Consider the following 12,585-nt stretch of genomic DNA (forward strand, 5'->3'; position numbering starts at 1 on the left):
ACTTGGCGGCAGGAAGGCTCAGCTTACGGTCAGGAAACAGCCACCTCTTGCGAGGTTTCGGGAGAATTGTCACCGGCAGGAAGGATGGGGCTCGTCCAGGCCACGAACAGATCATAGAAAACACCAAGAACCACCGGGCCGAGAAACAAGCCTACCAAACCGTGCGCCAAAGCTCCTCCAATAACGCCAAGCAAGATCAGGGGCATCGGCGTGGATAGACCGCGCGAGATCAAAATCGGCTTTAAAATATTGTCGAGAACGGTGACCGGCACTGCGAGAAGCGTGAACAGCAAAGCATCCGGGAATGGCCAGGTGAACCAGGCCCAAATGACCAGGGGCAGCAGCACGATACCTGGTCCGATCTGGATGATGCAGAATACGAAGACCACGAAGGTCAGCGCGCCTTTTGCCGGAACGTCGAAGAGAAAAAAGATAAGCCCGCAGAGCAGCGTTTGCAGCAATGCGATGCCGATGATACCACGGGAAACATTGCGGACAGTCATACTTGCCAGACGAACGAAATCGGTTCCTCTGTTGCCGGCGATCCGAGCAACGACCAAGTTCACCGACGTTACCAGTTGCTGTCTTGCAACCAGGAAGCAGCCGCACAGCAGTACGGATGCAATGAAACTGAGCACACCGCCCCCAAGAGCCGCCGTTCTCTCCAGAATGACGCCTGCAGCCGCCTTTATCGGCTCCTGGAACTGCTTCAGCATCACCGTAAAGTTGGCGATGGCGTAGTTCCAAATCTCAAAGGCGCGCTCCCCGACATATGGCCAGGCCCTTATGCTCTGAGGCGCCGAAGGCAAGACAACCGTCCCTTCTTTCAGGCCGGTCAGAAGCGCGCGCGTACCGTCGGCGAAGCTGAACAAGATGGCCGCAAGCGGCGCGATCACGATCGCGAGGCACGCGACGACGATCAGGACTGCCGCGGCAATGCCGCGACGGCCAAGCAATCTCCTTAACAGTTCAAAGAGAGGAAAAAGGGCCACCGCCAGGATCGCCGCCCAGGCGAAGATCAAGATGAAGGGAGCGACGATCGTAAAGGACCAATAGGCGAAAAGACCGACGACACCCAGTCGGATAAACTCGCTTATGCGCGCGTCAGCGGAATTCGAGCTCGACCGGACGCTGCCGGTGTCTGCCGCAACTTCCTGTACGGGCGGTGCTGAGATCGATTGCATGGCACAAAGCCCCGGCGGATTCTACAGCTTACCAGACAAGGTCCGGCACGATATGGCGGACGCCGTCGTCCTCGACATAGTCCGAAGGCCGCTTCTGCCGTTTGCCCAGTTCAGGTTTCTCGAACTTCACCCGTTCATAGGGGATCGATTTCAGAATATGCGAGATGCAATTGATGCGCGCCTTCTTCTTGTCGTCCGAAGGCACGATCCACCAGGGCGCATGCTGCGTATCCGTCATTCTGATCATTTCGTCATAGGCCCGTGTGTAGTCCCACCAGCGGCGGTAGGATTCCAAGTCCATCGGACTTAGCTTCCATTGCCGCACCGGATCGTCGATCCGCCTCCTGAAGCGACGCTCCTGCTCATGTTCGCTAACGGTCAGGAAATACTTCAGCAGAATTACGCCGCTTTCGACGATGGCAGCCTCGAAACGCGGAGCGAGTTCAAGGAAACGACGGGCCTTCTTTTCCGTGGAGAAACCCATGACACGATCGACGCCAGGGCGGTTATACCAGCTACGATCGAAGATGACGACTTCGCCCGCGGCCGGGAGATGAGCAATGTAGCGCTGCATATAGATCTGTGATTTTTCACGGTCATTGGGTGCCGGCAGGGCAACCACGCGAAACACCCGCGGACTGACGCGCTCCGTGAGGCGCTTGATCGTGCCGCCCTTGCCGGCGGCATCGCGACCCTCGAAGATGATCACGATGCGAGCGCCAGAATTTTTGACCCAAGCCTGCAGATGCGCCAGTTCGACCTGCAGTTTCGCGATTTCCTTCTCATAATCCTTGGTGCGCTTTTTCTTCTTTCCACCGCTATCCGCTTCCCCTTCGCGATTGGGATCATACATCTTGTTCATGACTTCCCTCCCTGAGTTGCGATATCTGTGATGCCCCGTCTCGCTCTTGCCTGGGTCACACTTCCTGAAGGCGGAACGACCGGATGGCATCCTCTTTGTCATCAAAGAAACTCGTCACACCGATGCGGTCGACAACACCCGCACGTTGCAGCAGCGCCTTGGCCTCGGCGTTCAACTCCGCCACGCAGAAGACGACGCCCTGCTCCTGCAAGGCCGCTTGAACCGCGTCGAGCGCAGCAGCGCCCGTGCTGTCGAGATGGACTATTGCGCCGGCATCGAGCACGAAATGCCGCGTGTCCGGCGTGAGATTCCTGGCGATGTCACGCAATCGCGTACGAACGTAATCCGCATTGTAGAACAAGACGCTGCCCTGGATCCGGCATATCGCCGTGCCCTGGATCCCCGTGGCATCGGGAAACCGCCGCATATCGTAAAAGCCATCCCGGCCGGGGATGCGCCCGAGAAGCGCGTCATGGGGAAACATCGTCTTGCGCAGGAGATAGATCAGCGTCGCAACGATGGCGACGACGACGCCATTCAAGACACCGAAACTGATGGCGCCCCACATGGCGATCAGCGCGAAGACGAACTCCATTCTGCTGATCTGCCAGATCCTCTTCAGCTCATGAACGTCGATAAGACCGATCGCAGCGGTCGCCAGTATTGCCGCAAGAGCAGGGATTGGCAGAATGCGCAATGCGCTGTGCAGGAAGACAAGGGCCGCAATCAGCGTCGCCGCGGACACCAGACCGGCAGCCTGCGAGCGGCCGCCTACCGAAAGATTGATTGCCGTTCTCGAGTCCGAAACGCTGATCGGGAAAGACCCAAACAAGCCAGGAGCGATGTTTGCAGCGCCCAGGCCGATCAATTCCTGATTGGCATCGACCTCTTCGCCCGTGCGCGCTCCGAAACTCCGGGCAGCCACGATGCCTGCGCCGAAACTGACGAGGAAAACCGCAGCCGATCCCAGGGCAATCTTATCAAGCGGCATTTGTAAAATTGACGGAAAGCTGACCGACGGAAGCCCGCGAGGAATGTCGCCGATCACGGCGATTCCTCTCCCCTGAAAATCGAAGATGGCGGACAGGAGACAGGATATCACAACGACGAGCACAGGCCCTGGAATACGGGATTGCGTCGCTTTGACGATCCACAGCAGGCAGAACATCGCGAGCCCGAACAACAGCGAGGGCCAATGGATGGATGCGCTTTTGCGAAGTATCTCGGCAATCGGCGCCAGCAGACCGTCCGATTCGATGCGCACGCCCGTGAATCGATTGATCTGGCCGACAAGGATGGACAGCGACACGCCGGCGAAGAAACCAACGAGGATCGGCCGAGAGAGAAAGCTCGCCAAAACACCAAGGCGCAATAACCGCGCAGCAAAGCAGAAGCACCCAACGCCCAATGCGAGGGCTGCGGCAATCGCCACTCGATCAACCGGAGCGCCTGCGGGCATGGAAGAGACCACCACGCCCATGGCAGCGGCAAGCACCGTCATCGTGGCAGCATCAGGCCCAACCACCAATAATCGCGACGGCCCGAAGAGCGCGTAGGCAATCGGGGCTACAATGCTGGCATAAATTCCAGTTTCAGGCGGGAGCCCGGCAATGGCGGGATAGGCAATGGCGCTGGGCAAGCCGACCGCGGCGATCGACAGGCCGGCGGGAATGTCGCTGCGCAGCCAATCGGATTGAAAGCCGCCCAAGCCTCGCAATATGGGCAGATGAAAACTGACGGCCATCTTACAACTCCCGCCCACAAAGGACGCCAATCGAAAAAGCTGAGCCCGCCTCATATGCGTCCAAACGCTTGATCGATGCTTGGCGAAGGCATAGCTCGGCCAACGGTTCGTCCTCTTCTTGATAAACAGACAGGATTTTAACGCGGCTGCCGTCACAGCGCGTGTAGCATCGCGTAACATCCGCGTGCCGCATCGAAGCCGATACGAACGCCATCCGTCCGAGGCGATCGAAGGATTGATGCCGCTACTGGAAAAGCAAATTCGCGCCGCCGGTTCGAAAGAGGTGCCGTTCAGAAATAACGGGCCGCACTTTGCTCGATGAGATATAGCTGCGGCAGCACGCTCGCACGTGAGCGAGGGCCTTGCGCAACAGCCATTGCCGTAGCGAAAGTAAGTTCATACCTACCGTTATTGGCGCAATGTGACTCAACAACCAATCCGGCCGGCGCCTTCGCCATTGTTCTCTAAAAGGAATGTCGCTCTTCTGACCGCTCAATCTCGTCCAGTGCGGTGCTGTCCGCACTGCGCGACGTGCAACCCTCGATGCCCGGCTGACCCGTGCTGCGTAACTTCTTGTATTATACATACCTAATGTAATCGACTGCAATATTATGGTTGCGACCGAACGTCGGACCGATGGAAGCGGCGTCGAGCGCGATGCAAGCAGTTGCAGGCAGTTGGGCTCTGCAAGGGGCCTTATTTTGGGGGAAAGCCCGCTCCTCTCGATACGGCCTGCAGCGCTGATCGGGACGGAGCTTCAGAGCGAAAAGCAGTATCAGAAAAGCGGCATGTCCCGCAGATCGCTATGGGGAGAGATCGCTATGGGGATGAAACTTCGAGACCTCGTCTTTGGATTGTCAGCGGTGTCGCTTCTAGCGATTCAGGCACAATTTCCCGCCTACTCACAAACATCCGCGAGCAGCGCCCCACCGGCGCAAGCAGCAGAAAATGCGCCCGCGCTACTTTCCGATGACGAGCTGGAAGTGCTCGTCGCACGCATCGCTCTCTATCCGGACGAGCTTGTCGCGGCCATCTCGGCAGCATCGCTTTTCCCGCTTCAGATCGTCGAAGCCCAACGCTTCCTGGAGGCGAAGAAAAAGAATGCGGATCTAAAGCCCAAGAGCGACTGGGACGGCAGCGTCATTTCGCTGCTGAACTATCCGGAGGTCGTCAAGATGATGAGCGATGACCTGGAATGGACGCAGGCGTTCGGAAATGCCCTGACGAACCAGCAAAAGGACGTTCTGGTCGCCATCCAGCAATTGCGCGACGAGGCAGTGGCAAAAAAAATCATCAAGAGCGATGACAAGATTACCGTCGTTACCGAAAACGACAATGTCATTATCCAGCCGACCAATCCGGAGAAGATCTACGTTCCCCAGTATGCGCCGGAAATGCTCTATGAGCCCGGCTACGCTTCCGAACCGATTGGCTATTATTCGGATTCCTATCCCAGCTATTACTACCCGGGAGCAACCTTTTTCGCAGCCGCATTTACGGGTGTTGCATGGGCTGCGGCCGTCAACTGGAACGATTGGGGCATATGGGGCGGCAATTGGCGCGGCGACGTCGATATCGACTGCAACAACTGCTTCAACAACCGCAATTTCAGCGGCAAGGTCAAATGGAATGATGTCGATTGGAAGAATGTTGACCGCAGCAAATTAAACATCGGCAAGGACCAGCTCGCGAAGATGGACCGGTCTGCCATCGGAAACAATCTCCGGTCAGAAGGTGGCAACGATTTGCGCAGCCGGGCGGAGAGCCTCAATCGGGAACGCAGCGGTTCTGCGGCTGATCGCGTCAATCGTGCGGCCGATGTCCGCAGAGATACGGCGCAAGGATTGAAACAGAAGCCGACCGCCCGGACTGCCCAAGGTGCCAACCGGCCCGCGAATGTCGCGCGGGCCGAGCCCCGGTCTCCAAAGGCGGCGACGGGCGCAAATCGAGGTACGAAGGCAGCCGCAGCTCGCTCGGGCCAGCAGAAGCTGGCTTCAAGACCCGACAACAGGGGACGCCAGCCTTCGGCCCTTGGCAACGTCTCCTCTGGCCGCCGGGAGATGATGGCGTCCCAGCGTGGCCGTCAAAGCATGGGAGCGGCACACCGACAGCCTCCCAGATCAATGCATCGTGGCGGTGGACGTCCAATGCCGCATGGCGGCGGCAGAGGCGGTGGCGGCAGAGGCGGCGGCGGTAGAGGCCGGAGATAGACACGATATTTTTTGGGGAGGCAGGCGATGAGAACGACGCGCAGAATGCAGTTGCCCATATTGATGTTTGTGGCCTCGGTCGTTTCCTTATCAAGCTGGCAAGTTGGCGAGGCGCAGGACCGGCAAAGGCTCGCGGGCTTTGCGTCCCATGAGAAGTCGGCCGAATTCGATCAGTCGTCGGAAGCTGTCGATCGCCTCAAGACGGTGCTGACGTCCAACGATGTCGACGGTCTGGCAAAGTTGCTGGGTCTCGATGCGGCCAGGCTGAAGGCGAGCGAAGAAGCCATGGCCGCCCTCGGCCTGATCAAGGAAGGCGCGGCCAGGCAAGTGGCCGTGCAGGACATCTGGGACCGCAAGATCATCGCGATCGGAGACAAGCTCTGGCCGCTGCCGTTTCCTCTGGTGAAACGCGAGGATGGCAAATGGGCATTCGACACGAAAGCGGGCCTGGAAGAAATCCTCAATCGGCGCATCGGCGAAAACGAGTTGCAGACCATCCAGACGATGCATGATTATGTCATGGCCCAGCGCATTTACGCCAGCGAAGACAGGGATGGTGACGGCGTCTACGAATACGCCCAGGTGCTGATCAGCGACCAGGGACGGAAGAACGGCCTTTACTGGGTGGCCGAGACGGACGAGGACGCAAGCCCGGCCAGCGCTTTGATCGAAAATGCGGCATTCGGAAAGGCGCTGAAGGGCGAAGGCTATTTCGGCTACCGCTATCGTATCCTGACCGGCCAAGGCCCGAACGTCTTCGGTGGCCGGCATAGCTACATCGTCAACGGCAACATGACCGACGGCTTTGCGCTCATCGCCTGGCCAGTAAAGTATCGTGAAACGGGCGTGCAGACATTCATGATTAGCGACCAGAGCGTGATCTACGAACGCGACCTCGGCGAGAATACGGCAGAGATTGCCGCCTCCATCAAGGAGTTCAATCCGGACCATAATTGGACGATAGCCGGCGAATAGAGTCTGAAACCTCGTCTGTGATCATGGCACTCTTGGCGCCGAAGAGGCGAAGCTGTGCCGACCGATCCAAAGTCATTGTCGCCAGGGTCCGGTTGGAATATCGGGCATTTCCTGTGATCTCAGGTCCCAGCCAGCGCGGCAGCACCGGCCGATCCGTCTCGCTGAACAACTCGATCTCGGCAATCGTCAGGCCGGAATGCCCACCGTGGAAGACGTCGATTTCCCAGGTGAATCTGCCAACGGGTACCCTATAGCGAGACTTCTCAATCACGGCGCCGATTGCGCGTTCAAGCAATTCTTCCGCTTCCAGGAGCGGAATGGCATATTCGAACTCATCGCGGATGATCCCCTGCCGTTTGAACTTCACGGTCAGGAAAGCCGCCCGGCCGTCCACCAAGCGTATACGGAGCGACTTGTGGGCATCGCACAGAAGATAGCCCTGGCGCAATTCACTTGCAGCCACAGCTTTGCGTCGCCAATCATCGTTTCGGACAAGAAACCTTCGCTCGATCTCTCTTGTCCTCATGCGCCGCCCCCATTGCCGATATTCTCGGCGTTGCGCCTGGAACTTCGTCGGTAAATTCAGCCGTCGCTGCTGCGCTCCAACCACTGCTGGAGCCGGACATGTCGGTCGCCAATTCTATAGGGGATCAGACGACCGGCGCCTCCCAATTCAGGAAAAAGCCGATGTCGCCAGGCACGCCGCCCGGAAAATTGATGACTGCGGCGGTGAGGCCGTAGCCCTGAGGACGAGCAACTTCATTGAAGAGGTCGTAGAGTTCCTTGGCTTTTCCCTGGAGAGTCGAAGGCCAATCGGAGCGGTTGCTGTTGATGGCGCGACCGCTATCGGTGCAGAAGTCGGAAGGGAAGCTATAGATCAATGCTTCGACCTTCCCGTCGGCGACGGCCTTCATCACCACGCGGCGAATGACCTCCCGCTCCTTCTCGCTGACATGTTTCTGAAAGAAGTTCTCGACGAACTCGGCATGTTTTTCGGCCTCACGCGCTCTGATCTTCTCGTCGCGCTGCATCTCCACGAGTTGCAGCTCAAGCGCGCGCTTGCGTAATTCTTCCGCACTGATCATCGAAGGATGGGATTCAGATTTTTCCTCACCAGTCATGACGTGACCCTCCGCTGTTCGAAGGATCATAAGACAGGCGAACCAAGCCTCGTAGTAAGATACGCAGGATTGTTGGTAAATTACGGTAGGCTACCTCGACGCGTTTCATAGCGCCCGTTGCTGCACACCAACTGAAGATCAACGCGGCTTGCCCTAGCCTGCGAAATGCCGAGAGGCGCATCCGCTAGCTCCGGTCGCGTTTGGGATCCAGAGCAATGTTCAATCCGACCTTCACCCTGTCCATGGTGACAAAGCTGCGAAACCGCTTCACGTTCTTGTTGGCGAAGAACAACCGCCTCGTCAGGGCGTCGTAATCGGCCATCGTCCTGACGATCACGAGAAGAATGAAATCCACCTCGCCTGTCACATAGTAGCACTGCTGAACTTCCGGGGCTTCCGCGAAGGATTTCCTCGTTGCGTCATGCGTGGCGGCGAACTCGTTGTGCATCTCCACCTCGACGAAGACTGTAATCTCGTGGCGCACATGCGACGGCTCGACGACAGCGACATTGGCAACGATCGTGCCCATCTCCTCCATACGCTTGATGCGGCGCTGCACGGCCGGAGCCGATAGGCCGATTGCCTCTGCGATCGAGCGCTGCGGCGTTTTGTTGTCCTTCTGAAGAATCTGCAGGATGGCGAGGTCGAAACGGTCGAGCTCCACGGCTTCTGCAGAATGCTTGTCAGTCATCCGTATTTCCTTTGCGAGGAGTACATTTTCCAATCGGCTCGAAATTAGGCCAAATCGACCGACTAAACGAGCGAATGTTTCATAGCAGGCATTAAAATACAGCGCATTTCTCGCCGGCAATGAAGTAATTATCAGGTCAGGATTAATTTCGAAAGGACGTCCCGATGCTGCTCCTGAACAAACACGCCGACTATCGCAAGCCGCTCGAAACCGTCGACGCCGAGATTCTGGGGGTCGAAGCCGCCAAGACGGTCGAGCACTTCCTGCATCATCGCGAAGACTACAAGCCAACTCCTCTGGTCTCGCTGCCGGACCTTGCACACGAGATTGGGATCGGTTCGATCCTGGTAAAGGATGAAGGCCATCGCCTCGGCCTCGGCAGCTTCAAAGCACTCGGCGGTTCCTATGCCGTGATTAAGCTTGTACTGGAGGAAGCTTCGCAGCGTCTCGGCCGCGAAGTCGGTGTGGCGGAGCTTCACAGCGACGATGTGAGATCCATCGCATCGAAAATGACGGTCGCCTGCGCGACGGACGGCAACCATGGGCGTTCCGTCGCCATGGGCGCGCAGCTCGTTGGCGCCAAATGCTCGATCTTCGTTCATTCTGGCGTCAGCAAGGAGCGCATCGACGCAATCGCCCGTTTCGGCGCAGACATGGTCCGCGTCGACGGCAACTATGATGACTCCGTCCGGGAAGCGGCTCGCGTGGCCGAGGAAAACAACTGGATCACGGTCTCCGACACGTCATGGCCCGGCTACGAGCGCATTCCAGGCTTCGTCATGCAGGGCTACACCGCGCTGCTGACCGAGGCGCTCCGCCACATGCCGGAACCGCCGACCCATGTTTTTGTGCAGGCAGGCGTGGGCGGCATCGCCGCTACGGTTGCTGGCCACTTCTCCGTCCTTTTTGGCGACAATCGCCCCTTCTTCGTGGTCGTCGATCCCTCCCGCGCAGCCTGCATCTTCGAGACGGCCCGCGCCGGACATTTGGTCAAGGTCGATCATGGCGAAGCCACCGTGATGGCGATGCTGGAGTGCTACGAGCCGTCGCTGGTGGCATGGCGGATCCTGTCGCATGCTGCGGATGCATTTATGACGGTTGACGACCCCGACGCGATCGATGCGATGAAGCTTTTTGCAAACCCTAGGGGATCAGACCCGGCGGTCGTTGCCGGCGAGAGCGGCGGCGTTGGCCTCGCCGGCCTTTTGAAGCTTGCTGCCGACAAGGAACTGCGGGCGAAGATCGGCCTTGATGCGCAGTCCCGCGTCTTCCTCATCAACACCGAGGGCGCGACCGATCCCGTTCTCTACGAGAAGTTTGTCGGCGCAACGCCGGCAGACATTGCAGCGAAGAACGCCGGCCAAAGCGCAAGAAAGGAAAAGGTGGCCTGATGAGCGAGATTTCCGTCAACTCCGAACGGCTGCTCGACCGAATCATGGAACTCGGCGACATCGGTCGTGGCGGTGACGGCCGGCTCGTCCGTCTCGCAGCTTCGGATACAGAAAAGCTTGGACGCGACAAGTTCGTCTCGTGGATCGAGCAGGCTGGATTGGACGTCGCCGTCGACCGCATCGGCAACATATTCGGTATCTGGAAGCCCGCTGCGGTTTCCGACGAAGCACCGCTCATGCTCGGATCGCACATCGATACCGTCATCAACGCCGGCATCTATGACGGATGTTATGGCGTTCTGTCGGGTCTTGAGGTGATCGAGACGCTTATCGCGGCGGGCTTCCAGCCGTCGCGCCCGATCGTGGTCGCCGCCTTTACCAACGAGGAAGGCGTTCGCTACGCGCCCGACATGATGGGGTCGCTCGTCTATGCGGGCGGCCTCGATGTCGACACGGCTCTTGCGACGGTCGGAACAGACGGCACGAAGCTTGGCGAGGAGCTGCGGCGCATCGGCTACGACGGAGAGCATGAACCAGGCTTCATCCGGCCACATGCCTATATCGAGCTGCATATCGAACAAGGTCCGGTTCTCGAGCGCGAAGGCATCCAGATCGGAGCAGTCGAGAACCTGCAGGGTATTTCCTGGCAGCGGGTGACCATCAGCGGCGACGCGAACCACGCGGGAACGACGCCTATCTCCATGCGCCGCGATGCCGGACATGCCGCCGCGCTGGTCATCACGTTCCTGCGCGAGCGCGCCAAGAATTCGAACACTCCGATGGTAGCGACGGTCGGCTGCATGAGCTTCGAGCCGAATGCGATCAACGTCATCCCGTCCCGCGCGACATTCACGGTGGATCTTCGCGATCCGGACGAGGATCGGCTCAGGGAAGAGGAAGCAGCCCTCGAAGCCTATCTTGCGCAGGTGGCGAGGGAGGAAGGCGTGTCCTTCGAGGTCGAGCGCCTCGCCCGCTTTCAGCCGGTGACGTTCGACGGCAAGATCGTCGAGCTGATCGAGAAAGCAGCAACCGAGCGCGGACACACGGTCCGCCGCATGACTTCGGGCGCAGGCCATGATGCGCAAATGATCGCCCGGATCGCTCCCTCGGCGATGATCTTCGTGCCGAGCCTTGGCGGCATCAGCCATAATCCCAAGGAAAAGACACCGGACGAGGATCTTGTCGCTGGAGCCAACATGCTTCTCGACGTTGTAAAGCAGATTGCGGGCGGAGGGCTCTGAAATGGCTATCGACATCGATGCTTTAAAGAAAGACATGACGGCGTGGCGACGCGACCTGCACGCCCACCCCGAGTTCGGATTCGAGGAGAGGCGCACTTCGGCCTTCGTTGCAGCCAAGCTGCGCGAGTTCGGCCTCGATGATGTGGCGGAACGCGTCGGAGGAACGGGTGTCGTCGGCACGCTGAAGCGCGGATCCGGCAACCGCTCGATCGCGCTGCGCGCCGACATGGATGCGCTGCGAATTCCCGAACAGGGAGATCTTCCCTACAGGTCGTCGAACCCGGGAATCATGCATGCTTGCGGCCATGACGGCCACACCACTATGCTTCTCGGAGCCGCCAAGCTGCTCGCCGAGGACGGTGGCTTCGACGGAACCGTCCGCTTCATCTTTCAGCCCGCCGAGGAATGGGGCCGCGGCGCACTCGCCATGCTCGGAGACGGATTGATGGACCGCTTCCCCTTCGAAGAAATCTACGGAATTCATAATATGCCGGGCCTCCCCGTCGGCACGTTCGAAACCCGGCCTGGCGCAATCATGTCGGCCGAGGACAATTTCGAGATCAAGCTGACCGGGATCGGCGGCCATGCCGCGCGTCCCCACTGGGGTAACGAGGTTCTCGTCGCGGCCTGCGCCATCGTCACGAACCTGCAGACGATCGTCTCGCGCCGCCTCAGCCCTACGGATATCTCCGTGGTTTCCGTCACCGAACTCATCACCGACGGAACCCGAAACGCGCTGCCGGGAGAGGCCATGATCCGGGGTGACGCACGAAGCTTCCGTTCAGAGGTCAGCGCCGAAATCGAGAAGCAGATGCGCATAATCGCGCAGGGAACCGCTCTCGCCTATAACGTCTCGGCCGAAGTGACCTATACCCGGGAATTCGTTCCGCTCCTCAACGATCCCGATCTGGTCGAGGAGACTTTCGCTGCCGCTCACAGTTTTCTACCAGAGAAAAACGTTCGCATAGCACGGGAACCGATGACCGGAAGCGAGGACTTCGCGCACTTTTTGAAGCATGCGCCCGGCGTGTTCGTCTTCCTCGGCAACGGGGATTCTGCACCGCTGCACAATCCTCGCTACGACTTCTGCGACGACGGTCTGATCCATGGGACGAACTTCCACACCGCGATCGTCCGTCGCAGGCTTTCCCTGTCTTGATATAGAA

11 protein-coding genes are annotated in these 12,585 nt (G+C 58.9%); 5 read left to right on the forward strand and 6 right to left on the reverse strand.

All coding sequences use genetic code 11. From position 1 onward, the window contains the following. Positions 1-29: 29 nt before the first annotated feature. From N2601_RS26560 to N2601_RS26570, 3 genes are all read right to left on the reverse strand, one after another. Positions 30-1,022, reverse strand: a complete 993-nt coding sequence (locus N2601_RS26560) for an AI-2E family transporter (RefSeq protein WP_260304329.1) — start codon at positions 1,020-1,022, stop codon at positions 30-32. 190 nt (positions 1,023-1,212) lie between these two features. Continuing rightward, a complete protein-coding gene (gene ppk2, locus N2601_RS26565) occupies positions 1,213-2,046 on the reverse strand; it encodes a polyphosphate kinase 2 (protein ID WP_260304330.1) in 834 nt (277 codons plus the stop codon). A 55-nt stretch (positions 2,047-2,101) separates the two neighbouring features. Next, positions 2,102-3,790, reverse strand: a complete 1,689-nt coding sequence (locus N2601_RS26570) for a SulP family inorganic anion transporter (RefSeq protein ID WP_260304331.1) — start codon at positions 3,788-3,790, stop codon at positions 2,102-2,104. 827 nt (positions 3,791-4,617) lie between these two features. On the opposite strand from N2601_RS26570, the gene N2601_RS26575 reads away from it, so the two are divergent. Together N2601_RS26575 and N2601_RS26580 are read left to right on the forward strand one after the other, a co-directional pair. After that, positions 4,618-6,000 (forward strand): DUF3300 domain-containing protein, encoded by a 1,383-nt coding sequence (locus N2601_RS26575; protein WP_260305259.1) that lies wholly within the window; start codon positions 4,618-4,620, stop codon positions 5,998-6,000. A gap of 27 nt (positions 6,001-6,027) precedes the next feature. Further along, positions 6,028-6,975, forward strand: coding sequence for a DUF2950 domain-containing protein (locus tag N2601_RS26580; RefSeq protein WP_260304332.1), 948 nt, complete (start codon positions 6,028-6,030; stop codon positions 6,973-6,975). Here the strand turns inward: N2601_RS26580 and N2601_RS26585 are convergent. The 3 genes from N2601_RS26585 to N2601_RS26595 all read right to left on the reverse strand — a co-directional run bounded on the left by N2601_RS26585 (position 6,938) and on the right by N2601_RS26595 (position 8,787). After that, a complete protein-coding gene (locus N2601_RS26585; protein WP_260304333.1) occupies positions 6,938-7,501 on the reverse strand; it encodes a CYTH domain-containing protein in 564 nt (187 codons plus the stop codon). The genes N2601_RS26580 and N2601_RS26585 overlap by 38 nt on opposite strands. Before the next feature lie 124 nt (positions 7,502-7,625). Next, positions 7,626-8,096 (reverse strand): hypothetical protein, encoded by a 471-nt coding sequence (locus tag N2601_RS26590; RefSeq protein WP_260304334.1) that lies wholly within the window; start codon positions 8,094-8,096, stop codon positions 7,626-7,628. Positions 8,097-8,280: 184 nt separating this feature from the next. After that, the gene (locus N2601_RS26595; RefSeq protein ID WP_260304335.1) at positions 8,281-8,787 is read right to left on the reverse strand and encodes an Lrp/AsnC family transcriptional regulator; all 507 of its coding nucleotides are present in this window, start codon (positions 8,785-8,787) and stop codon (positions 8,281-8,283) included. 164 nt (positions 8,788-8,951) lie between these two features. On the opposite strand from N2601_RS26595, the gene N2601_RS26600 reads away from it, so the two are divergent. The 3 genes from N2601_RS26600 to N2601_RS26610 are packed head-to-tail and all read left to right on the forward strand — an operon-like array spanning position 8,952 to position 12,578. Further along, positions 8,952-10,178: a diaminopropionate ammonia-lyase gene (locus tag N2601_RS26600; RefSeq protein WP_260304336.1), complete on the forward strand. Its 1,227-nt coding sequence runs from the start codon at positions 8,952-8,954 to the stop codon at positions 10,176-10,178. Further along, positions 10,178-11,419 carry a Zn-dependent hydrolase gene (locus N2601_RS26605; protein ID WP_260304337.1) on the forward strand — a complete coding sequence of 414 codons (1,242 nt, stop codon included), beginning with the start codon at positions 10,178-10,180 and terminating at the stop codon, positions 11,417-11,419. Before N2601_RS26600 ends, N2601_RS26605 begins: the two co-directional genes overlap by 1 nt. 1 nt (position 11,420) lies before the next feature. Beyond that, positions 11,421-12,578 carry a M20 aminoacylase family protein gene (locus N2601_RS26610; RefSeq protein WP_260304338.1) on the forward strand — a complete coding sequence of 386 codons (1,158 nt, stop codon included), beginning with the start codon at positions 11,421-11,423 and terminating at the stop codon, positions 12,576-12,578. The last annotated feature ends 7 nt before the right edge of the window (positions 12,579-12,585 follow it).

This window comes from Rhizobium sp. CB3060, from assembly GCF_025200735.1.
Lineage (GTDB): Bacteria > Pseudomonadota > Alphaproteobacteria > Rhizobiales > Rhizobiaceae > Rhizobium.